Origin of the sequence: Saccharothrix sp. HUAS TT1 (assembly GCF_040744945.1) — a bacterium.
Classification (GTDB): Bacteria; Actinomycetota; Actinomycetes; order Mycobacteriales; family Pseudonocardiaceae; genus Actinosynnema.
In genome coordinates, this window is the sequence record NZ_CP160453.1 from 1179416 (window position 1) to 1200845 (window position 21430).

At 69.0% G+C, this 21430-nt stretch carries 21 protein-coding genes; 14 read left to right on the top strand and 7 right to left on the bottom strand.

Going from position 1 to position 21430, the window contains the following annotated elements; all coding sequences use genetic code 11:
* Nucleotides 1-25: 25 nt before the first annotated feature.
* Together AB0F89_RS05770 and AB0F89_RS05775 are read left to right on the top strand one after the other, a co-directional pair.
* The gene (locus AB0F89_RS05770) at nucleotides 26-973 is read left to right on the top strand and encodes a hypothetical protein (RefSeq protein ID WP_367133300.1); all 948 of its coding nucleotides are present in this window, start codon (nucleotides 26-28) and stop codon (nucleotides 971-973) included.
* Between the two features lie 280 nt (nucleotides 974-1253).
* Nucleotides 1254-2240 (top strand): MvdC/MvdD family ATP grasp protein, encoded by a 987-nt coding sequence (locus AB0F89_RS05775; protein ID WP_367133302.1) that lies wholly within the window; start codon nucleotides 1254-1256, stop codon nucleotides 2238-2240.
* Between the two features lie 398 nt (nucleotides 2241-2638).
* Here AB0F89_RS05775 and AB0F89_RS05780 read toward each other — a convergent pair whose 3' ends face one another.
* Both AB0F89_RS05780 and AB0F89_RS05785 read right to left on the bottom strand, forming a co-directional pair.
* Nucleotides 2639-3349, bottom strand: a complete 711-nt coding sequence (locus AB0F89_RS05780) for an SDR family NAD(P)-dependent oxidoreductase (RefSeq protein WP_367133304.1) — start codon at nucleotides 3347-3349, stop codon at nucleotides 2639-2641.
* A gap of 5 nt (nucleotides 3350-3354) precedes the next feature.
* On the bottom strand, nucleotides 3355-4701 hold the full coding sequence (locus AB0F89_RS05785) for a hypothetical protein (RefSeq protein WP_367133306.1): 1347 nt from the start codon (nucleotides 4699-4701) through the stop codon (nucleotides 3355-3357).
* Nucleotides 4702-4959: 258 nt separating this feature from the next.
* Here AB0F89_RS05785 and AB0F89_RS05790 point away from each other — a divergent pair, with 258 nt between their 5' ends.
* The 5 genes from AB0F89_RS05790 to AB0F89_RS05810 are packed head-to-tail and all read left to right on the top strand — an operon-like array spanning nucleotide 4960 to nucleotide 7410.
* Complete coding sequence (locus AB0F89_RS05790) at nucleotides 4960-5394, top strand: hypothetical protein (RefSeq protein ID WP_367133308.1); 435 nt, start codon at nucleotides 4960-4962, stop codon at nucleotides 5392-5394.
* Nucleotides 5391-6248: a helix-turn-helix domain-containing protein gene (locus tag AB0F89_RS05795; protein ID WP_367133310.1), complete on the top strand. Its 858-nt coding sequence runs from the start codon at nucleotides 5391-5393 to the stop codon at nucleotides 6246-6248. The genes AB0F89_RS05790 and AB0F89_RS05795 overlap by 4 nt, the downstream gene beginning before the upstream one ends.
* A complete protein-coding gene (locus AB0F89_RS05800) occupies nucleotides 6220-6477 on the top strand; it encodes a transcriptional regulator (RefSeq protein WP_367133312.1) in 258 nt (85 codons plus the stop codon). Before AB0F89_RS05795 ends, AB0F89_RS05800 begins: the two co-directional genes overlap by 29 nt.
* Before the next feature lie 4 nt (nucleotides 6478-6481).
* Nucleotides 6482-7060: a bifunctional DNA primase/polymerase gene (locus AB0F89_RS05805; RefSeq protein ID WP_367133314.1), complete on the top strand. Its 579-nt coding sequence runs from the start codon at nucleotides 6482-6484 to the stop codon at nucleotides 7058-7060.
* Nucleotides 7057-7410 carry a hypothetical protein gene (locus AB0F89_RS05810; protein WP_367133316.1) on the top strand — a complete coding sequence of 118 codons (354 nt, stop codon included), beginning with the start codon at nucleotides 7057-7059 and terminating at the stop codon, nucleotides 7408-7410. Before AB0F89_RS05805 ends, AB0F89_RS05810 begins: the two co-directional genes overlap by 4 nt.
* A gap of 407 nt (nucleotides 7411-7817) precedes the next feature.
* Here AB0F89_RS05810 and AB0F89_RS05815 read toward each other — a convergent pair whose 3' ends face one another.
* The 4 genes from AB0F89_RS05815 to ssd all read right to left on the bottom strand — a co-directional run bounded on the left by AB0F89_RS05815 (nucleotide 7818) and on the right by ssd (nucleotide 11607).
* Nucleotides 7818-8378 carry a type II secretion system F family protein gene (locus AB0F89_RS05815; RefSeq protein WP_367133318.1) on the bottom strand — a complete coding sequence of 187 codons (561 nt, stop codon included), beginning with the start codon at nucleotides 8376-8378 and terminating at the stop codon, nucleotides 7818-7820.
* Nucleotides 8375-9136 (bottom strand): type II secretion system F family protein, encoded by a 762-nt coding sequence (locus tag AB0F89_RS05820; protein ID WP_367133320.1) that lies wholly within the window; start codon nucleotides 9134-9136, stop codon nucleotides 8375-8377. The genes AB0F89_RS05815 and AB0F89_RS05820 overlap by 4 nt, the downstream gene beginning before the upstream one ends.
* Entirely contained in the window at nucleotides 9133-10266 is a 1134-nt protein-coding gene (locus AB0F89_RS05825; protein ID WP_367133322.1) for a TadA family conjugal transfer-associated ATPase, read from the bottom strand. Before AB0F89_RS05825 ends, AB0F89_RS05820 begins: the two co-directional genes overlap by 4 nt.
* 279 nt (nucleotides 10267-10545) lie before the next feature.
* On the bottom strand, nucleotides 10546-11607 hold the full coding sequence (ssd, locus tag AB0F89_RS05830) for a septum site-determining protein Ssd (protein WP_367133324.1): 1062 nt from the start codon (nucleotides 11605-11607) through the stop codon (nucleotides 10546-10548).
* Between the two features lie 464 nt (nucleotides 11608-12071).
* Here ssd and AB0F89_RS05835 point away from each other — a divergent pair, with 464 nt between their 5' ends.
* The 6 genes from AB0F89_RS05835 (at nucleotide 12072) to AB0F89_RS05860 (ending at nucleotide 20089) form a co-directional block, all read left to right on the top strand.
* On the top strand, nucleotides 12072-12884 hold the full coding sequence (locus AB0F89_RS05835) for an HAD family hydrolase (protein WP_367133326.1): 813 nt from the start codon (nucleotides 12072-12074) through the stop codon (nucleotides 12882-12884).
* 588 nt (nucleotides 12885-13472) lie between these two features.
* Nucleotides 13473-15200, top strand: a complete 1728-nt coding sequence (locus AB0F89_RS05840) for a glycoside hydrolase family 3 protein (RefSeq protein ID WP_367133328.1) — start codon at nucleotides 13473-13475, stop codon at nucleotides 15198-15200.
* Entirely contained in the window at nucleotides 15200-16465 is a 1266-nt protein-coding gene (locus AB0F89_RS05845; RefSeq protein ID WP_367138725.1) for an exo-beta-N-acetylmuramidase NamZ domain-containing protein, read from the top strand. The genes AB0F89_RS05840 and AB0F89_RS05845 overlap by 1 nt, the downstream gene beginning before the upstream one ends.
* A 12-nt stretch (nucleotides 16466-16477) precedes the next feature.
* Entirely contained in the window at nucleotides 16478-18130 is a 1653-nt protein-coding gene (locus AB0F89_RS05850) for a serine hydrolase (protein WP_367133330.1), read from the top strand.
* Between the two features lie 109 nt (nucleotides 18131-18239).
* Nucleotides 18240-19157: a MurR/RpiR family transcriptional regulator gene (locus AB0F89_RS05855; protein WP_073886864.1), complete on the top strand. Its 918-nt coding sequence runs from the start codon at nucleotides 18240-18242 to the stop codon at nucleotides 19155-19157.
* The gene (locus AB0F89_RS05860) at nucleotides 19154-20089 is read left to right on the top strand and encodes an N-acetylmuramic acid 6-phosphate etherase (protein WP_367133332.1); all 936 of its coding nucleotides are present in this window, start codon (nucleotides 19154-19156) and stop codon (nucleotides 20087-20089) included. Before AB0F89_RS05855 ends, AB0F89_RS05860 begins: the two co-directional genes overlap by 4 nt.
* Here AB0F89_RS05860 and AB0F89_RS05865 read toward each other — a convergent pair.
* Nucleotides 20058-20507: an Lrp/AsnC family transcriptional regulator gene (locus AB0F89_RS05865; RefSeq protein ID WP_367133334.1), complete on the bottom strand. Its 450-nt coding sequence runs from the start codon at nucleotides 20505-20507 to the stop codon at nucleotides 20058-20060. The genes AB0F89_RS05860 and AB0F89_RS05865 overlap by 32 nt on opposite strands.
* A gap of 107 nt (nucleotides 20508-20614) precedes the next feature.
* On the opposite strand from AB0F89_RS05865, the gene AB0F89_RS05870 reads away from it, so the two are divergent.
* Complete coding sequence (locus tag AB0F89_RS05870) at nucleotides 20615-21430, top strand: tryptophan 2,3-dioxygenase (RefSeq protein ID WP_367133336.1); 816 nt, start codon at nucleotides 20615-20617, stop codon at nucleotides 21428-21430.

Below are 21430 nucleotides of genomic sequence, written 5' to 3' on the forward strand. Positions count from 1 at the left end.
GCACGACCACCCACTAGGAGTACGTATGGCTTCCACCTCCGACACGGTCAAGGAGCTGCAAGAGCTGCGCAAAGGGCGCGGCCTGGCGGCCGACGACCTTCGTGACCGTGTGGGGCCGCGCCTTCGTGCCCTGTGCGCTGTTACCGAAGCCGACACGGCCATGTCGGTCAGGCGCTCCATCGTCCTCAAGATGACGGAACTGTGCGAGGAGCTGGACGAAGATCGCAAGCTCGCGGCTCGAGTCGCCTTCGGGTTGGCGGCGGAAGCACCCGGCATCACGCTAGAGGACCGCATGACCTGGCTCGCCTCTTTCATGCGTAAGGACCCGAAGACAGCGATCCGGCGGGTGGACTCGGCGTTCCGGATGCTGGCCGAGATGATCGACGAACTGACAGCGGAAGGTGCCAGTCCGTTCACACCAACCGGGTGGTACAACCACACTGTTCGCTCTGTACTGTTCATGGACCGAGCGGTACCGCTGCTTCGTGAAGAGCGCCGCATCATCGCCACAACCGATGGCGTCAAAGAATTTGACATCTACTTTAGCGCTCCACGCCCTCCGAACTTCGACGGGTCGGATCGTATTGCTGTACGGCCGTTATACGGCGGTGAGTTCATTGCCGACGAGCAGACCGCACCAGGCTATGTCAAATTCACGATGAAGCTGCCCCGACCGCTCAACCTTGGCGATGCGCACGAGTACGGCGTTGAATTGACTTCGTATCCTCGCGAGTGGATGTTGCCATACTGCGAACTGGCGCCATTGCTTCCGTGTGCGCACTTTTATCTGCGCGTCAAGTTCGACTCAACGGACATACCGGAGAAAATCTGGCGACTTAATGGTGTGCCGCGGTTCGCGACAGTTGACTTCAAACCGACAGGGGAACTGCTATCCGTAGACCGACTTGGCGAACTGGCCACCGAGTTTCACGGGTTGAAGCCACACTTGAGCTACGGAGTGCAGTGGCAGTGACTCTCAAGTCTCGCTAGCGAACTAGCAGTACGAATAGTCTCGGGGGAAAGCTGCTTGCCACAGACCGCGGCAAGCATAGATATCACCTAGAAGGAGGTGAATTAATATGGTGACGCATCTTGCGACCGTCTCAGAAGGTATCGATCTGGACCGCGAGTTGCCTTTCTTGGCTCGATGGGCTGCGGATGGCACCACCACGCCGTACAGCTCCAACGAGATGGGCAGAAACGACGATACCGGTACATGGCGGAACGACACGGAAGAGGCGGACGTCTAGATCATGCACTCGGTTGACCTCCTAGTGATAGGAACATCGGTCGACCCGCATATCTCGGCAGTCCTTCAACGTCTAGGCGGCGACATTTCTGTTTGCCGCCTAGACGTTGACCGATTTCCACGAGAACAAGCGGCGACCCTTGCCTTCGACACCTTCGGGGATTATCGGGTACTTGTCCACGAGGGCAACGTACAGTGGGACGTTACTAGGCCAAAGGTTGCCTGGTTCCGCAGGCTAGGTAAGCCCGGTATATCGAAAGGTCTGCACCCTGCCTACCTGGACTTTGCAACGGGCGAGGTGGAACAAACTATCGAAGGGTTGCTCTCCATCGTTCGCCCAGGGAAGTGGTTCAACGACTTCTGGGGATGCAGAAAGGCTGGCAATAAGCCGCTTCAGTATCTGACTGCAACAGAGCACGGACTTAACCTACCTGACACATTGATAACCAACAGTGCTAACTCGGCTCGGGAGTGGATCAAGCGCCAGGGCGAGGTAGTCGCTAAAACGATCAGCCGCCCAATCCTTACGACCGACAAATCGGAACTTGGAAGAACATTCGCTTACACTCATCGTCTGACACGCGAAGATATCGCTCATTTGGCACAAGTGGCTACGGTTCCATGCCAGTTCCAGCCGCTGATCAAGGGACGAAAGGAGTTGCGCGTTACCACAGTCGGCGAGCAACACTTCGCCGTGGAAGTATTCTCGTCAGACACTGAGCCCGATCGGTTTGATTGGCGCGCGACAGCGACGACATGCGAATATCGCATGGGCGAACTGGACCTATCCACGGCACAGAAACTCACCTCACTCCTGGAAGCTTTTAGTCTACCTTTCGCGGCGAGTGATTTTATCGTCGGAGAAGATGGAACCCTCGTGTTCCTGGAGTCCAACCCGCATGGTGCATGGATGTGGCTAGAGGCGTTTGTTCCCGGACTGGACATCACGGGAGAAGTAGCGAGGTGGATTCAAGGTAACATCGAAAAATGATACAATAGTAGAGCCATGAAACGATCGACTCCTCAAGCAGTCAAGAGAATCGCAAAATGCTTGACCAAAGCGGACTACTTGATGCAGAAGCGCCACACCATGCAGGGTGCGCATGAGCGTTCCACACTGGCACTGTTAATACTTAGATCACACGCGGAACACCTTCCTCGAAAACACATAACGTCACTCTGTCTTGCCGTACACCACGGCGGGTCTGAACGCGAAATTCGCGCTGCACGAAACTTCTTGCACTCTAGCAGCCAACCTCAAAAGGAGCGCGCAAACTTGCTGTACCGACAGATGTCGGATCGGATTCTTGTCATGAAGTTCAGAAAACAAAAGTACGGCACACAGTTCCAGCTACAAGGCAAGCCTTTTCCATCGATCTAACAAGTGGCCTACGAATCCAACGCCTCACGCCCATGGAACAAACCACCTGTCGGCCCATCATCCGGCAGCGTCGCCAACCACAGCATCGCGCTGGCTGCTTCATCGGGCGTCTGCTCCGCCTTGCCGTAGGCCAAGCGGGTGTCCGCACGTCCTGGGGACGCCGCGTTCACCAAGATGTTGTGCTCGTGCAGCTCATCGGCGAGCACCTTGGTCAGCGCGTTCACGGCGGTCTTGGAGACGCGGTAGGCCGGGCTGCTGCTCTTCATCGTGCCGAGGCTGGCCATGTGCGTCGTCAGGTTCAGGATGCGCCCGTACTTCTGCTCCTTCATCACCGGCGCGACCGCTGAGACGCAGCGCCACGCCCCGAAGACGTTGGTCTCGAAGGTCGCCTTGATCCGCTCCTGGTCGAGCGACGAGGCGTCGAGACCGCGGTCGATCGCCACGGCGGCGTTGTTCACGAGCACGTCGAGCCGCCCGTGCTCGAAGGTGATGTCGTTGACCGCCCGGCTGACACTCGCCACATCCGTGACGTCCAACTGATGCGCTGAGACCGGCAAGCCCTCAGCTACAAGAGGCGCAGTGGCAGCTTCCGCCGCCTGCTCGCTTCTCGCCGTCAGCACGACGTGAAGCCCTTGCTGAGCAAGACCTCGCACGATGGCAAGGCCGAGCCCGCGGTTGGAACCGGTCACCAGAGCCACGCGCGTGATGCCAGCGGTCATACCGCCTATGCGATCAGAGTCCGAACCTGCTCGTCCAGTTGAGCCACGGCCGGGTGTTGGTGGTGCGCATCAAGCTTGCCCTGGAGGTTCACCAGGCGCCGCCGGTTTCGAGCCGACCGCGCCGCCGCGATGGACGGCACAGCCTCACCAACGAGCGTGCAGGCGTGGTCGACGTCGCCAAGCTCCAGCACCGTCTCGGCGCGCCACATCAGGTAGGTCGCGCGGTCAACCGGGCGCTCGGCCGGCTGCAGGTTGAGCGACTGACTCAGCCAGTGGTCAGTGGCCTGGTGGCGGCGTAGCAAGAGGTAGCAGGCGGCTACCTGCGCGCAGTACTCAGCTTGGTCGAAGTAGCTGGCCCACCCCGGCGACTCATGGTCGTCAGCGCGGCTCATGGCGGCTTCGGCCTTCACGAGGAGCCGCTCGCACTCGACGGTCTCGCCCAACACGGCGTGCGCCCGCGCCTCGCGCACGGTCATCATGGCGATGATGCGCGGCGGAGCCTGCTTCGCACCATCACGCGCCGCCGTCGCGATAGCCAACGCTTCATCCGGCCGCTTGGCGTCGACGAGCTGCAAGCTCATGCACTTGAGGATGTTGGCCCCGATCGCCCGGTCGCTGGCGGTGTGCGAGGCCCGAAGCGCCGCCATGAAGTAGCGCTCCGCCGAGGCGTGGAAGCCCGCATCAAAGCTCGACCACCCAGCCACCCGGCCCAGCTCGGCAGCGACGTTGAACAAGCGCTCACCGAGCTGCTGGGTGTAGCTGCTGCGGGAAAGCAGGTCAGTCACCAACCTGAGTTCGGCATCAGCCAGGTTGCGCACGCTGCCGCCACCGAGGGCGTACTGCATCTGCCTGATGGTCGGGAGGCGCTGCTCAAGGGCCTCCACCAAGGTCGTGTCGATCATGCCGCCGCGGAGAGCCACATCGACGCGAGGAGGTTCCAGCGACAACCACTGGTTGGCGACAGTCACCGCAGTCCCGGCACTCAGGGTCAGAAAAGCACGACGATCAAGCACAGCAGCTCCTGCGGTGTGGTCGAGCGAGGTCAACGCTGCTTCTTGAGTCCAGGGAAGTCCCACGTTCAGGCGGTCCCCTGCCGGGAGCCAGGCAGGCCATCCCAGCCGACGCACCTGTTCGTGCGGAACGCCTAGTTCACGAGCCAGGGCGTACTGAGAGTCCTCATCAGGTACGACGCCCCAGTTTTCCCAGCGCCATGCCTTCTCCCGGCGCGACGCCATGTTGCCGACGTGGCGAGCGATGACGTTAACCAGATCTTGGTACGTCCAGTTCCGTTCGGCGCGCACGTAGGCGAGCGGGTGCGTGAAGAACCCGTCTTCATCTCGCCGCCTGGCCATCTCGGCATCCCTTCCTTGGTAGCACCGACTGTATCGCCCCTATGGGGCACCACAAGGCTCTGACCAGCGTTTTTCGCACTACCAGAGGCAAGAGACTACATCGAGACAACACTCGAATGCTTCGCCGCGTGGACTTATTGGGGTTTTCTGCTGTCAGTCTTCCCGATGTCGATCAAGGGGGCAGCAGCCGCTCGCGTGTGAGTGCTCGGCGCAGTTGCCATCGGGACTCGTTGACAGATCAACTAGGAACCACGAGGGATGACCGATGACGGCACCGGGCGACAGGTCGAACCAGTGATCCGCACCGCCGTACAACATCCGCCGTTGACTGCAGGGCAACTGACGCTCGGCTATGTACGGGCGGTACCGGGTGAGGACGCACTCGTTCCTCACGGTGAAGCTCACCTGAACCAGTGGGCCAGGAGCATCAAGCTCACGTTGGGGGCGATGTTCTCCGACGTCACCACCCTGCCCCCGCTGGAACGACGGGGCTTCCGACGCCTGCAAGGTTCGCTGGAGCGTCTGCGTCCAAGCGGTCTCGTCACCCCTAGCACGTGGCACATCTCAGACGATCGGGACGAGGTGGCTCGTGTGCTGTGCCACCTCCGCTTGCAGCACTGCCTGCTGCTGGTCACCGATACGCAGACGGCCACGCGCAGCGCAGCGAACCACTCGTGGCTGGAGGGTTCATGACGCGAGCGGAGGGCAAGCCCCGCAGGTCAAGTTCGGCTCACAGCCGCGAGCTTGGCGCCTACCTGCGCATGGTTCGGCAGCAGGCAGGGAAGACGGTGGATGATCTTCTCGATGTCCTGGGGTGGTCGGCGGGCAAGCTGTCCAAGCTCGAGGCAGGTACTCGCGGCACTTCGCCACACGAGATTGCGCTGTTCCTCGGCGTGTGCGGCGCGGAGCAGGAGGTCCGCGACCGGGTCATGGCCTTGGTGGAAGCTGTCGACACGGGCAGCTTCCTCCGTCCCCATGAGGCATCAGCCGATGACCTCTTTGGCCTGCGCGTACATGAACAGCAAGCCACCGCGATCACGACCTACGATCCCGTCGGAGTTCCGAGCCTGGCTCAGACTGCCGATTACGCCTTGGCTCTCAGCGACACGGACACCGTCGCCGCGCGCATGGATCGTCAAGCACACTCGGCTCGGCGGGTGAACCGCCCAGTGATCTTCTACGTCAGCGAAGCCGCCCTGGGCTCAGTCGTCGGCTCTCCAGCGGTGATGCGGGATCAACTGCTGTACCTGACCCGTCTGGCACACACGACGAACATCGTGGTTCGGGTTGTTCCTCGCGCACGTGGTCTGCACGAGGTTCTGCAGCACCCGGCCACGCTGCTCACTCTGGCTGCCCCTCATCGACCGGTGGTCTACGTCGAGACCTACGCCGCCACCGTCTTCCACGATGATCCACAGGTCGTCGCTTCCTACCGTCACAAGATGGACCGGCTCAGCCGCCTGGCTTTGAGCATGGCGGACTCCCAGCAACTCATCGCCCACTGGCTTCACCACCACGATGCCGCGCACCATTCGACTTCGGACTGACTTCTTCACCAAGGCCGCGCGGCTCGCGGGCTTCCGCTCGGACTACGCCCTCGCCAAGGCGATGGATGTCAACCGCTCCACGGTCGCACGGGTGCTCAGCGGTGAGCTGCAGCCCGGCCCGGCGTTCATCGGCGGTGCGCTGGTCGCCCTGGCACCTCTCCAGTTCCACGACCTGTTCGAGGTCATGCCCGCTTTCACTCCAGCAGAAGATCACTCGACAGAAAGGTAAGGCAGTGCCGACCAGCACGCCGAACACCAAACCATCGACGACCTCACAAGCGGCTCTGAGCTACGCGGCTCTCGGTTGGCCGGTCATACCGGGAGCGATCTGGCACGAGGGCCACTTCGCTGACCCCGCCGACGAGCAGCCGGTTACCAGTCCCTGCTTGAAGCCCATCGAGGCAGCGACCACCAACGCCGACCTGGTGCGAGAGTGGTGGTCGGCTCCGGGCCTGCACGAGCCCAACGTCTTCACCGTGACCGGTGCGGAGCTGGGCGCGTTCGCAGTGGCCGAGTCGCTGGTCATGGCGCTCCCGGATGACCCGTGGTTCTCCAAGTTGCCGACGCCCGTGCTGGCCTTCCCGAACATGCCGCTGGCCTACTTCCTGGTCCGGCCGCCGGTGCCCTCATTGCTCATGAGCAGTGACGCCCAGGTGGTAGAGGCCGGGATGCCCATGCCCTTGCCGCCGAGCACCCTCGGGGAGACGCCGGTGATCTGGCTGGTCACGCCCGAAGAGGCGGGTAACCGCCTGATGCCCGGTGACGCCTTGGCCGACGTGATCCAGAGCTTCGAGAAGAGGAAGAGCGCGTGACCGAGCTGGTAGAGCAGGCAGCACCAACCAGGCCCATGCCGCCGTGGAGCGCGGAGCAGTTCACCGGGCTCATGCGGGAGTTGGCGGTGGACGAAGCCCCGCGGCTGTTCGCCCTGGTGGAGGAGTACGGCGAGGCCGAAGACGCCCGCGTGGCGGGTTACGGCCTGGCCTACGAGAACCGTGCCGACGTCAACTCCGTGGAAGGTGACTTCCAACTGCACTCCCAGAGCGCCAAGAGTGCAAGGACGCTGTTCGAGATCAGCTCCCGGTCGGCGGGAGTACGGCGGGTGCATGTGGTGTGGGTGGATGAGGTGGCAAACGAACAAGCTGGACAGCTCGGACCCTCATGAGCTGAACCGGTTTGCACGTAGACGTTGATCGAAGCACACGGAGGCTAGAAGGCATCGGACGGCGTGTTGGAGCCACCCGGCTCTTCCTCGACGCCTGTGGCCAAGATCAACACTGATGTCGCGTGAAGCGATCTTGCGACTACGCCGCCTAGAAGCCCTGAAGGCGCGGGAATGCCGCTGGGCAGCCCTAGCGTTTCCCCTGCTCAGAGTCCCGCGCTCCGTGGGTCGACCCCCACAGCGACACACACGGTTAGTTGATCATGAAACGCAATGTTTCCCCTGGTAGACTGGCCATGCCAGGGGATGCATAGCCACACTTTTGACTACTCCACCGACGACATCCCGCTGTCGCCCAACACCTTCACCCGACGAACCGACATCCCCACTCCTCCGTCTACTGTGGACAACTACCAGCTGTGGCCGACGCTGCCGACGAGCCCGATCACCACCGGCACGACGCCGAGGCACAGGAACGCGGGCAGGAAGCAGAGCGCCAGCGGTCCCGCGACGAGCACCGCGGCGCGTTGGGCACGCGCCTCGGCCTGGTCGGCCACCCCCGCCCGCGCCTGCACCGCCAGGTCCGCCGCCGCACCCGCCAGCGCGGCGCCCGACCGCGCGGTCCGACGTGCCGCCCTCGCCAGCGGCGCGGTGTCCGGGTGGTCGAGGGCCCTGGCCCACGCGTGCACCGGGTCGGCGCCCAACGCCAGCAGGTCGACCACCTCCCGAAGCCGCTCGGCCGGCCCCGGCGGGACACCGGGGAGGACGGCCCGCACCGCCCCGGCCACCGGCAGTCCCGCCCGCAGCGCGGCGGCCAGCAGGTCCCAGGTCGCCGCCGCCGCGAACGGGTCCGGCGGTCCCGGCTTCGGCGCGCGCGTCCGCCTCGGCCCCGCTCTGGGTCTCAACCGCAGCGCCGCCCTGGACGGCGCCGGGAAGGTGATCACCGCCAGCGCGAGCAGGAAGAGGCTCACGCGATCACCTGCCCGGTCAGCCGACCGCTCCACAGCAACCCGGCGCAGATCAGCACCACCCCGGTCACCAGCAGCACCTGCCCCAGCGCGCCGCCGGTCAGGACCGCCAGCGGACCCGCACCGGCCAGTTCGCCGAGCACCACCCCGAACAGCGGCAACCCGGCCAACACCGCCGCACCGGCCCGCGGACCGGACATCCGGGCGTGGACCTGCCGCGCGAACGCCGTCCGCCGATCAAGATCACGGCGGACCGCGTCCAGCACGTCGGCCAGCGGCACGCCGTGCACCGCCGCCAACCGCCACGCCCGCGCCAGGTGGTGGGCGTCGGGGAAGTCGGCCAGCGCCGCTTCCACATCACCCCCGCGCGCCGCCGTCGCCGCGATCGCCCGCAGGACTTCGGCAGCCGGCGCTCCCGCGTCCTCGGCCGCGCCGACAGCGGCCTTGGCCGGGTGGGCGCCCGAGCGCAACTCGGCCACGAACGCCTGCAACCCGTCGGCGAGCGCACCCGCCGCGGCCAAGCGCGCCCGTTGCCGACCCACCTCCCGGTGCGCCCGCCAAACGGCACCCGCCAACAGCCCGCCGGCAACCGCCCCGCCAACGCCCGCCGCAGCACCCAGCGCGGTGCCCGCCAGCACGACGAGCGGCAGGTTCACCGTCGGCGCCCGCCACCGCGGCAGACGTCGACCCCCGACCAACCGCCGCCGCGCCCGACCGGACGGCAGCACCAGCAGCGCGGCAGCCAGCAGCAAGAAGCTCATGACCACCCCACCAGGGACTTGAGCGCCGCGCCCGCCTCCTGCCAACCGCCGTCCCGCCGCCAGGCCGGCCGGACCGCCAGGTGACCTGATCGCCGGTGCAGCACCCCGATCTCGGCGAGGTGACGGGTCCCGTCGGCCGCCCGGCCGGTGTGCAGGACGACCTTCACCGCCGCCGCCAGCTGGCTGTGCAACGCGTGCCGGTCGAGGCCGCCGAGCGCCGCCAGCGCCTCCAACCGGGCCGGGACCTCGGCGGGCGAGTTGGCGTGCAGGGTGCCCGCGCCGCCGTCGTGCCCGGTGTTCAGCGACGACAGCAGTTCGCACACCTCGGCGCCCCGGACCTCGCCGACCACGATCCGGTCCGGCCGCATCCGCAACGCCTGCCGGACCAGGTCGCGCACCGTCACCTCGCCCGCGCCCTCGACGTTCGGGCCGCGCGCGAGCAGCCGGACGACCTGCGGGTGGTCGGGCTGCAGCTCACCCGCGTCCTCCACGCACACCACCCGTTCGTGGTGGGGCACGCAGCCGAGCAGGGCCGCGAGCAGTGTCGTCTTGCCCGACCCCGTGCCGCCGACCACCAGGAACGCCTGCCTGGCCAGCACGATCGCGCGGAGCAGGTCGGCCGTCGCCCCGTCGAACGTGCCGCGGGCGCGCAGGGCCGCCAGGTCGTGCGCGGCGGGGCGGAGGACGCGCAACGACAGGCACGTCAGCGGAGCGATCGGCGGCAGCACGGCGTGCAGCCGCACGGAACCCGGCAGCCACCCGTCGACGCAGGGCGCCGCGTCGTCCAGCCTCCGCCCCGCCGCCACCGCGAGCCGTTGGGCGAGGCGGCGCACCGCGGCTTCGTCGGGGAAGGCGACGTCCGTGCGGCGCAGGCCGGCGACACCGTCGACCCACACCTGGTCCGGCCCGGTGACGAGCACGTCCGTCGTGCCCGGGTCGCGCAGGAGCGGTTCGAGCGGCCCGGCGCCGACGAACTCCTGGCGCAGCACGGTGAGCGCGCGCTGGACGTCCTCATCGCCCAGCACCCCACCGGCCTCACCCCGCACCGCCGCGGCGACCGCGGCGGAGGTCAACTCGGTGCGCCCACTGGCCAACCGCCTGCGGACCCGTTCAACGAGGTCGCTCACCACTCACCACCTCCCGCAACCCCTTGTGCCGCAAGGGGAGGACTTCACGCACGGCTTCCGCCAGAACGTCGGGGTCGACCGGCTGCCGAAGGCGCGGCAACGACAACTCGGCCAGCACGAGCGCCGCCAACGACACCGGCCGACAGGTCCGGAACGCGACCGGCGGCCGGAAACCCGGGTGCCGCTTCACCGTCGGCTTGCGATCACGGTTCACGGAGCACCCCCGAACCCCCGCCGACAGCCGGTCCGGCGAGCAGCCGTCGCACCGGACCGGGTGCGCGATCAGCCGTCATGGAGCACCGCCAGGACTTCCCGGGCCGCCTTCGCCAGCGGTCCCCGGTGGGTCTCCGGGAAGCGGCCGTTGTCGAGGGCGGCGGCCAGGCCCGGTTCGGGCCGCATGGTCGTCAGCAGCGGCACGCCCACGGCTTCCACGACCTGCGCCGTGGTGAGGCCGCCGGGCGCCGGGCCGCGCACCACCGCCTTCAGCCGCGCGCCGCGCTCGGCCACCTGGTCGACCAGCGCCTTGGCCGCCATGCACGCCTTCACGTCCGCCGGCACCACCAGCACCGCCAGGTCGGCCCGGTCGAGGGCCGCGCACGCCGCGGCGGTCAGCTGCCGGGGCAGGTCGCACACGACCGTGCCACCGGCCCGCCGCCCCGCCTCGACCACCGCCACCACGGCATCGGGCTCCGGCCCCGGGCCGGTCCGGCCGCACGACAGCACGGTCAGGCTCCCGCGCCCACCACCGGAACGGCCGGGCAGCGCCGAGCGCAGCGCCGCCACCGGCACCCGGCCACCGGTCAGCTGCAACGTGGGCCAGCGCAGGCCTTCCTGCCCCTCCGCGCCCAGCAGCACGTCGAGCCCGCCGCCCAACGGGTCGCAGTCGACCAGCAACCCCTGACCTCCCAGGGCGGACACGGCCTGCCCCACCGCCACCGACAGCACCGACGCGCCCGCGCCGCCACGGGCGCCCAGCACCGCCAGCACCCTGCCGTCCGCGACGGGACCGCCCTCGGCCGCATCGGCCAGCACCGCGCGCAGCCGTTCCTGCCCCGCGGGCAGCTCCAGCACCTGCTCCACGCCCAACGCCAACGCGCACCGCCACACCTCCGGACCCGGCGGCCCGGCGCCGACGACGTGGACACCCGATCTGCGCGGGAACCCGTCGGCCACGCACGCGACGACGGCCTCCTCGTCCAGCACCACCACCGCCGCGGCGTGCCAGCTGCCGCGCAACGCCGTCACGTCGGCCACGCGCTCCACCTCGCAGCCGACCACCGCCGCCGCGTGCAGCACCTCGTCCACCAGACCCGCTTCGGCCACCAGCGCCACCGGTCGCTTCATCCCGTCCTCCTGTTCAGGGGTACGGGTTCCACGGTGTCGAGCGGTGAGGAAGGACACAACGAGTCATGATCAACATGTGGACAACCGGTGGGGCTGTGGACAACCCGGGGCGCCGCGGCCGTGCGAGCACACCTCGACAACGGCGCGACAGCGGAAGATCAGGAGTCGATGCAAGGAGGGCCGCGGGCGACCCGAGGTCCAACGCGGCGGCCCGGAGAACCGACCCCGGACATGGGACGACCCCCGCCAGGGGGGAGGGACGGGGGTCGTCATTGGTTCAGTCCCGGGGGGTCGGACTGAACCTGTCCGGTCGAGCCGGACCCGTCTACTGTATCCCCACCGGACAAGGTCTTGCGTGTCTTCCGTTAGAGGGAAGCGAAATTTCGATGGACAGCACACCCATTTCGTAAACCGACGAACAACCGGCAGCGGCCGGCCGCAGGCGCCCCGCCTAAGCTTGAGCGGTGACCGAGCACGCCACCGAAGGCAGCCGGGTCGCCGCGTTCTTCGACCTGGACAAGACCGTCATCGCCAAGTCGAGCACGCTGGCGTTCAGCCGGCCGTTCTTCCAAGAGGGCCTGATCAACCGGCGTGCGGTGCTCAAGAGCGCCTACGCGCAGTTCGTCTTCATGCTGGCCGGCGCCGACGCCGACCAGATGGACCGGATGCGCTCGCACATCACCGCGCTCTGCGAGGGCTGGGACGTCGAGCAGGTGCGCTCGATCGTGGACGAGACGCTGCACGACATCGTCGACCCCCTCGTCTACAAGGAGGCCACGCAGCTCATCGCCGACCACAAGGGCGAGGGCCACGACGTGGTCGTGGTGTCCGCTTCGGGCGAGGAGCTGGTCGCGCCCATCTCCACCATGATCGGCGCGACGCACAGCGTCGGCACCCGGATGGTCGTCGCCGGGGGCCGCTACTCCGGCGAGGTCGGCTTCTACTGCGCCGGCGAGAACAAGGCGATCGCCGTCAAGCAGCTCGCCGACCGGCACGACTACGACCTGAGCCGCTGCTACGCCTACTCGGACTCCATCTCCGACCTGCCGCTGCTGGAGGCCGTCGGCCACCCGACCGCGGTGAACCCGGACCGGGCGCTGCGCCGGGTCGCGACCCAGCGCGGCTGGCCGGTCCTGACCTTCTCCGACCCCGTGTCGCTGCGCGCCCGCATCCCCCGCCCGTCGGGCGCCGCGGTCGCCGTGACCGCGATCGGGCTCGGCGCCGCGACGGCGGCCGGCGTGGCCTGGTACGGCCTGCGCCGGCGGCGGCGGAGCTGATTCACCCCGCCGTCACCCCGGTCAGCGGTACCGGGGGCGCGGGAGGGTCGAAATCGCTGTCACAAAAGACTTTCCGCTACTGAACGTCGCTTGACCGGTGCACCCCATCGAGCCCTTGCTGTGACGGCCGACACGCACTACAAAGGAAGTGCGGACCTCTGGTCGGCCAGGGACGAAGCGGAAGAGAAGCGTCGTCCACCCCGGCAGAGCTCCGTGCGCGGACTTCGAGACACCCACGCGCAGCACGCCGCGGGAGGCTTGTCGTCAAGGGCCTGCGTACCGGGACGCCGGACGCCGAGGCCAGGTCGGTACGACACGAGTTGCACGCTTGGTAACTCAGAAGCCCGCGCTGTCGACGGTGGGGCCCCTCTGCGAGGGGCCCCACCGTCTTTTCGTGCCATGCCTTCTGCCCCGAAAGCGCGACTCCCCGAACAAGTGCCCGAACGAGTGACGGCCGAAACCCCCGGTTTTGTCGGACCCCCTCCCCACAATGGCCACGCAGCGCAACCCGTTGACCCACCTCTGTGACGTGGGTAACTTGCCAAAAGCACCACTTGGTGGTGGAGGATTCCCCGAAGGGAGGCCGCAGTGCTCCGTCCGCTCGTCGTCGTCGCCGTGGCCGCGGCTTCCGCGGTCACCGCACCGGCGCAGGCCGCGCCCGATCGGGCCGCGCCCGACCAGGCACAGCACCTCGCCGCCGCGGTGCGCGGCATGTCGCTGGAGCAGAAGGTCGGCCAGCTCTTCGTCACCTACGTGCACGGCCAGTCGCCGGACGAGGCGCACCCCGGCAACCTGCGCGACTTCGGCGTGGCCACCCCGGCCGAGGTGGTGGCGAAGTTCCAGCCGGGCGGTGTCGTCTACTTCAACAACTCCAGCTACGACAACATCGACACACCGCGCCAGATCGCGACCCTCTCCAACGGCCTGCGACGGGCGAGCCGCCTGCCGCTGACCATCGCCATCGACCAGGAGATGGGGATCGTCACCCGGATCGGCCCGCCGGCCACCCAGTTCCCGGGCAACATGGCGCTCGGCGCGGGCCGCAGCACGGCGGACGCCGAGCAGGCCGCCCGCATCACCGCCCGCGAGCTGCGCGCCATGGGCATCACGCAGAACTTCGCGCCGGACGCGGACGTCAACTCCAACCCGGCCAACCCGGTCATCGGCGTGCGCTCCTACTCCGGCGACCCGGCCCTCGCGGCCACGATGACCGCCGCCCAGGTGCGCGGCTACCAGGGCCGCTTCCTGTCCCGGGACGCGGTGAGCGCGACCGCCAAGCACTTCCCCGGCCACGGCGACACCGGCACCGACAGCCACACCACGCTGCCGCGGGTCGACCGCACCGAGGCGCAGTGGAACGAGCTGGACGCGCCGCCGTTCCGGGCCGCCATCGCCGCCGGGGTCGACTCGGTCATGACCGCGCACATCCAGATGCCGAAGATCGACCCATCGGGTGAACCGGCCACGTTGTCCAAGCCTGCCCTCGACCTCTTGCGGGTGAACTTGGGCTACGACGGCGTGATCATCACCGACGCGCTGGGCATGGCGGGCGTGCGGCAGCTGCACAGCGACGCCGAGATCCCGGTGCTGGCCCTGAAGGCGGGCGTCGACCAGCTCCTCATGCCGGTGGACCTCGAACTGGCGGTGAACAGCGTGCTCGCGGCCGTGCGCAGCGGCGAGCTGACCGAGCAGCGCATCGACCGCAGCGTGCTGCGGGTGCTGCGGATGAAGTTCCTGCGCGGCGCGTTCACCGGCGCGCCGGTGGACGTCGACGCGGTCGACTCCGCGGTCGGCCCGGCCGAGCACCTGGACGCCGCCCGGCGGATCACCGAGCGCACCGTCACCGCCGTGCGCAACGACGCGGGCGTGCTGCCGCCGGCCGCGAAGCCGACCGCCGCGCTGGTCACCGGCTGGGGCGAGACGACGACGCGCGCGCTGGCGGGCGCACTGGGCGGCACCGCGCTGCCCACCGGCGCCGCGCCGACCGAAGCGCAGGTCACCGCCGCCGTCCAGGCCGCCGCGAGCGCCGACCTGGTCGTCGTGCTGACCAACGCGCTGTCCCGCCAGCCGGCGCAGCAGGCCCTGCTGACCCGGCTGCTGGCCACCGGCAAACCGGTCGTCGCGGTCGCCGTGCAGAACCCGTACGACGTGGCGCACACGGCCGCGCCGACGTGGCTGGCGACGTACTCCTACAGCCCGGTCTCGATGGCGGCGCTGGCCGGGGTGATCACCGGCGAGGTGCGCCCGGTCGGCACGCTGCCGGTCGCGGTGCCCGGCCCGACCCCGTACCCGCTCGGCCACGGATTGGTCTGGTGATCCCGGTGGACCGCAGGCACTTCCTCGCCGGCGCCCTCGCCGTGCCCGCCCTCGGCGCGCTCGACGCCGACGGGTCGCAGCACGCCGACGAGTCGCACCACCCCGATCGGCCGCGCGTCGTCAAGACCGGCGCGGAGCAGCTGGCCGAGGACGGTTGGCGGCGGTTCGCGGGCCAGCGGATCGGCGTGGTCACCAACCCGACCGGCGTGCTGCGCGACCAGACCCACATCGTCGACTCGATGGTGGCCGCCGGGGTCCGGCCGCAGGCCGCGTTCGGTCCCGAGCACGGTTTCCGCGGCACGGCGCAGGCGGGCGGTTCGGAGGGCGACTACCTCGACCCGCGCACCGGCATCCCGGTCTACGACACCTACGGCGCGAGCGTCGCCAAGATCGCCGGGATGATCACCAAGGCGGGCGTCGACACGCTCGTCTTCGACATCGCCGACATCGGCGCGCGCTTCTACACCTACATCTGGACCATGTACGCGGTCATGCAGGCCGCCGCCGCGACGGGCGCGAAGTTCGTCGTGCTCGACCGGCCGAACCCGGTCGGCGGCACGGCCCGCGGCCCGCAGCTCGACCCGGCCCACGCGACGTTCGTCGGCCGCAAGCCGATCGTCCAGCAGCACGGCCTGACGATCGGCGAGCTGGCGCGCCTGTTCGACGGCGAGTTCCTGCCGACCGACGGCGGCCGGGTGAGCAGCCTCGAAGTCGTGGACGTCAAGGGCTGGAAGCGGGACGACCTGCACTCCGGCCTGCCGTGGATCCCGCCGAGCCCGAACGTGCCCACGCACGACACCGCGCTGGTCTACCCCGGCACGTGCCTGTTCGAGGGGCTGGTGTTCTCCGAGGGCCGCGGCACCACCCGCCCGTTCGAGACGATCGGCGCGCCGGGCCTGGACTGGCGCTGGGCCGAGGACCTGAACGCTCTGGAGCTGCCCGGCGTCCGGTTCCGCGAGGCCTACTTCACGCCCACTTTCAACAAGTTCGCCAACAAGGCGTGCGCCGGTGTCGCCCTGCACCTCACCGACCCGCACCGGTTCGACGCGCCGCGCACCGCGGTCACCATGATCGTCGCCGCGAAGGCCCGCTACCCCGAGGTCTTCGCGTGGCGCCCGGACCACTACATCGACAAGCTCAGCGGCTCGGACCGGCTGCGCCTCATGGTCGACGCGGGCGCCGGCGCCGACGAGGTGGTCGGCGCCTGGGCCGAGGAGCTGGCCGCGTTCGACCGCACCCGCCGGCCTTACCTGCGCTACCGGTAGAGGGAGACAGCGATGCGCGTCCCTGCCCTGCTGATCGCCACCACCCTGCTGACGGCGGTCGCCCTGCCCGCGCAGGCCGACCGCCGCGAGGCCCGCTTCGACCAGCCGCACGACGGCTGGTCGCACAGCGTCCTGCGAACGGGTACCCCGCAGCGCGTGGGACTCGACCAGGCTCCGCTGGACGCCGCGCTGGCGCAGATCGAGCGCTACACCGCGCCCGACGCGACCGGCCACCCGCTGTTCGCGGGCGCCGTCACGCTGTTCGCGCACGACGGCGTCGTGGTCACCCACGAGCCGACGGGCTGGGCGGTCCGCTACTCCGACGCCGCCGGCACCGAGCTGCCCGAGGACCAGCGGGTGCCGATGGCCCAGGACACGATCTTCGACCTGGCGTCGATCTCCAAGCTGTTCACCTCGGTCGTGGTGATGCGGCAGCACGAGCTGGGCCGGTTCGACCTGGACGACCCGGTCGCGCGCCACCTGCCGGAGTTCGGGGTCAACGGCAAGGGGTCGATCACCGTCCGGCAGCTCCTGACCCACACCTCGGGCCTGGTGGCCTGGCTGCCGCTGTGGTCGCAGCACCCGGACGTGCCATCCCGGATCAAGGCCGTCATGGACACCACGCCGCGCAGCGCGCCCGGCACCACCTACGTGTACTCGGACCTGAACCTGATCACCCTGGGCCTGCTGGCCGAGAAGTGGTCCGGCAAGCGGCTGGACGAGCTGGTCCGCGACGACATCACCCGCCCGCTCGGCCTGCGGGACACCGGCTACAACCCGCCGGCGTCGAAGCTCGACCGGGTCGCCGCCACCGAGTATCAAGCGGGCCGGGGCATCATCCGCGGCACCGTGCACGACGAGAACGCGTGGTCGCTGGGCGGGGTCGCGGGGCACGCGGGCGTGTTCTCCACCGCGCGGGAGCTGGCCGTGCTCGGCCAGGCGATCCTCAACGGCGGCGCGCACGCGGGCGGCCGGATCCTGCGCGAGGAGACCGTCGAGCTGATGCTCACGGACTTCAACCAGGCCTTCCCCGGCAACGCGCACGGCCTCGGCTTCGAGCTGGACCAGCGCTGGTACATGGGCGCGCTGACGTCGCCGAGGGCCGCCGGGCACACCGGCTACACGGGCACCACGCTGGTGCTGGACCCGCTATCGCGGTCGATCGCGATCCTGCTGACCAACCGGGTGCACCCGAGCCGCGACTGGGGCTCGATCAACCCGGCCCGGCGGGCGGCGGCCGACGGCCTGGCGCGGGCGCTGGCGGTCAAGCCCCGGCACGGCGCCGCGTGGACGCCGGAGGTGAACGGCGGCACGTTGACCACGCGGGACCTCCCGCAGCGCTCCGAGCGGCAGCGGCTGTCGTTCTGGGCGTTCGTCGACCTCGACCCCGGTGACCGGGTCGTGGTGGAGGCGACTAACGACGGGTCCACTTGGCGCGATATCCAGGTGTTGGCCGGTTACGGGCAGCGGCGGTGGGCCAAGGTCGAGGTCGAGGTGGAGTCCGCGACCAAGTACCGGTGGCGCTACGTCCGCGGCACGGGTTACGGCGGTCGCGGCGTGTACGTGGACGCCGTGCGCGTCACCGACCAGCGGGGCACGGCACTCGACGCGGAACGCGAACCTGCGGGTATGCACCCCGAAGGGTGGCGATCTGCGGACAGTTAGTGACATTCGGACCGGGCGATCCCGCCATGCGGTGCGATTCGGTCACGGTTGGGGTGAGTTACCCCCACCCTGCGTTGACCGTGCGTTGGACGGTTAGTAAGTTTCCCACGTGTCCACCGAAAGTACCGCCGATTCCAGTCCCCTGGTCAAGATCCGTTCACTCCTGCCCGGCCTGGCCCGGGCCGAGCAGCGCGTGGCCAAGGTCGTGCTGGACAACCCGGCGACCGTCGCCCACCGCAGCATCACCGAGGTCGCCGAGGCCGCGGGCACCAGCGAGACCACGGTGACCCGGTTCTGCAAGGCCATCGGCGTCGGCGGCTACCCCGAGCTGCGCATCGCGCTGGCCGCCGACACGGCCCGCACGTCCATGCGCACCGACCGCGACCTGGGCGGGGACATCGGACCCGGTGACGACCTGCGGCAGGTGGTCGGCAAGGTGGCGTTCGCGGACGCGCGGGCGGTCGAGGAGACCGCCGAGCAGCTGAACGTGGAAACGCTCGAAGCGGTGGTCGAGGCGGTCGCGGGCGCGGGCCGGGTGGACGTCTACGGCTTCGGCGCCAGCGCGTTCGTCGCCTTCGACCTCCAGCAGAAGCTGCACCGGATCGGGCGGACCTGCTTCGCCTGGAACGACACGCACATCGCGCTCACGTCCGCCGCCGTGCTGACCGGAGCCGACGTCGCGGTGGGGATATCGCACACCGGTTCCACCTCGGAGACCGTGGAGGCGTTGCGGGTGGCCAAGGAGCACGGCGCGACCACGGTGGCGCTGACCAACTTCCCGCGCTCGCCGATCAGCGAGGTCGCCGACCACGTGCTGACCACGGCGGCGCGCGAGACCACGTTCCGCTCGGGCGCGATGGCCAGCCGCATCGCCCAGCTGACCGTGATCGACTGCCTGTTCATCGGGGTCGCGCAGCGGCACGTGGACAGCGCCAAGACGGCCCTCGAAGCGACGTACGACGCGGTGTCGGGGCACCGGCTCGGCGCCCGGCCGGACGGCAGGCGACGTCGGGAGTCCGGTAAATGACGCCGCCCCGGCACGATGTCGCGGTCCGCGTGGACTCCCCCACCGAGGCCAGGAACCCGCGCACCGAGGACATCGACCGGCTCTCCACGCTGGACCTGCTGCGCCTGATCAACGCCGAGGACCGCCTGGTGCCCGACGCGGTGGCCGCGGTGCTGCCCGAACTGGCCCGTGCCGCGGACCTCGCCGTCGGCGCCCTGCGCGGCGGTGGCCGGGTGCACTACGTCGGCGCGGGCACCTCGGGCCGGCTGGCCACGCTGGACGCCGCCGAGCTGGTGCCGACGTTCAACGCGCCCCCCGACTGGTTCGTCGCCCACCACGCGGGCGGGCGGGAAGCCCTGGTCAACGCGGTGGAGGACGTCGAGGACCAGGCGCAGCACGGCGCCGCCGAGATCCGCAGGCACGCGGCGGCGGGAGACCTGGTGCTGGGCGTCACGGCGTCCGGCCGCACGCCGTTCGTGGTGGCCGCGCTGGAGCAGGCGCGCACGATCGGCGCGCACACCGTGCTGGTGTCCAACAACCCGACCGCGCCGCCCCCGGTCGAGGTGGACGTGCTGATCGCGGTCGACACCGGACCGGAGGCCATCGCCGGGTCGACCCGGATGAAGGCCGGCTCCTCGCAGAAGCTGGTGCTGACGTCGTTCTCGACCGCCGTGATGGTCCGGCTCGGCCGCACGTACTCGAACCTGATGGTGTCGATGCGCGCGACCAACGCCAAGCTGCGCGGCCGGACCGTGCGCATCCTGCGCGAGGCGACGGGCATGGGCGAGCAGGAGTGCACGACGGCGTTGGCCGATTCGGGCGGTGACCTGAAGGTCGCCCTGGTGCACCTGTTGGCCGGTGTGCCCGCAGCGCGCGCTGCGGAGGTGTTGGAACGCACGCAGGGGCACGTCCGGATGGCGCTCAGCCAGCTAGCACCGGGCGCCACGGGATAGGCGTCGACAGCACCATCGCGCTGGACGTCTCGCCGTAGCCGCCCAGCCGCACCAGCAACCGCTCCAACTCGCTGATCGACGTGGTCACCACCTTCACCACCGAGCAGATGTCGCCGGTCAGCCGCACCACCTCCACCACCTCGGGGCAGTCGTCCAACAGCTCCGGGTGCACCGTGATGCACCGAGGTCCGTAGCACTTCATCCGCACCAGGGCGACCACCGGTCGTCCCACCGCCGTCGGGTCGACGGTCGCGCGGTAGCCGGTGATGACGCCCGCATTCTCCAGTCGGCGCACCCGCTGCGCGACCGTCGGCGGCGACACGTGCACGCGCCGCGCCAGCTCGTTGTACGACAGCCGCGCGTCCTCCTGGAGGGCTTCCAGCAGGGCCCAGTCCACGCTGTCCAGCTCGATGCTCATGACTGCAAAGCTATCGTCCCGAATGCCTTCCGGTCGTGAGAAGTTCGGTGGTGAACGCCGTTCGTTGCCCATTCAACTCACTCGAACGCCCGTTCATCATGGAAGGCATGACTTGTCCGGTCGCACCCAAGCTCGACTTCGGCGGCACGACGCCCTACGAGGACTACGTGCACGCCTCCGTGCTGCACTCGCTGCAGCAGCAGTGGTCCAAGGACCCGCGTGAGATGTCGTTCCTGGTGATCACCCAGGTCATGGAGCTGTACTTCGGCCTGCTGTGCTTCGAGTGGCGGCAGGCCAAGGAGGAGCTGCGCGCCGACGACCTGCGCGCCGCCGTCCGCACCCTGCGCCGCAGCGAACTGCACATGCAGGCGCTCAACGCGGCGTGGCGGCCGATCGCCCGGATGACGCCCGCCGAGTTCAACTCGTTCCGCGACGCCCTCGGCGAGGGCTCCGGCTTCCAGTCCGGTCGGTACCGCGAGGTGGAGTTCCTGCTCGGCGAGAAGTCCAAGTCGATGCTCGTGCCGCACCGGGCCGTGCCGCAGCAGCACGACGCGCTCGAAGCGCTGCTGCACGAGCCGAGCCTGTACGACGACGTGCTCGCCGCCCTGCACCGGCACGGCCTGCCGATCCCCGAGGACGTGCTGGCGCGTGACGTCAGCGGGCCGTACGAGCCGAACGCCGAGGTGGAGGCCGTGTGGGCGGACATCTACCGCGGCGAGTCCCGTGACCTGCTCGAACTCGGCGAGGCGCTGACCGACATCGCCGAGGAGTTCGCCCGCTGGCGCTACGACCACCTGCTCGCCACCCGCCGCGCGATGGGCGCGAAGACCGGCACCGGCGGCTCCGCGGGGGTTGCCTGGCTGGAGAAGCGCACGCAACGCTCGGTCTTCCCCGAACTCTGGACGGCCAGGAGCTACGTGTGA

Coding starts and splice junctions, on each gene's coding strand:
- AB0F89_RS05780 (WP_367133304.1), bottom strand. CDS start 3,349: ATGACCGCTGGCATCACGCGCGTGGCTCTGGTGACCGGTTCCAACCGC.
- ssd (WP_367133324.1), bottom strand. CDS start 11,607: ATGAAGCGACCGGTGGCGCTGGTGGCCGAAGCGGGTCTGGTGGACGAG.
- AB0F89_RS05820 (WP_367133320.1), bottom strand. CDS start 9,136: ATGAGCTTCTTGCTGCTGGCTGCCGCGCTGCTGGTGCTGCCGTCCGGT.
- AB0F89_RS05865 (WP_367133334.1), bottom strand. CDS start 20,507: ATGAGCATCGAGCTGGACAGCGTGGACTGGGCCCTGCTGGAAGCCCTC.
- AB0F89_RS05770 (WP_367133300.1), top strand. CDS start 26: ATGGCTTCCACCTCCGACACGGTCAAGGAGCTGCAAGAGCTGCGCAAA.
- AB0F89_RS05795 (WP_367133310.1), top strand. CDS start 5,391: ATGACGCGAGCGGAGGGCAAGCCCCGCAGGTCAAGTTCGGCTCACAGC.
- AB0F89_RS05790 (WP_367133308.1), top strand. CDS start 4,960: ATGACCGATGACGGCACCGGGCGACAGGTCGAACCAGTGATCCGCACC.
- AB0F89_RS05870 (WP_367133336.1), top strand. CDS start 20,615: ATGACTTGTCCGGTCGCACCCAAGCTCGACTTCGGCGGCACGACGCCC.
- AB0F89_RS05860 (WP_367133332.1), top strand. CDS start 19,154: ATGACGCCGCCCCGGCACGATGTCGCGGTCCGCGTGGACTCCCCCACC.
- AB0F89_RS05785 (WP_367133306.1), bottom strand. CDS start 4,701: ATGGCCAGGCGGCGAGATGAAGACGGGTTCTTCACGCACCCGCTCGCC.
- AB0F89_RS05850 (WP_367133330.1), top strand. CDS start 16,478: ATGCGCGTCCCTGCCCTGCTGATCGCCACCACCCTGCTGACGGCGGTC.
- AB0F89_RS05775 (WP_367133302.1), top strand. CDS start 1,254: ATGCACTCGGTTGACCTCCTAGTGATAGGAACATCGGTCGACCCGCAT.
- AB0F89_RS05800 (WP_367133312.1), top strand. CDS start 6,220: ATGCCGCGCACCATTCGACTTCGGACTGACTTCTTCACCAAGGCCGCG.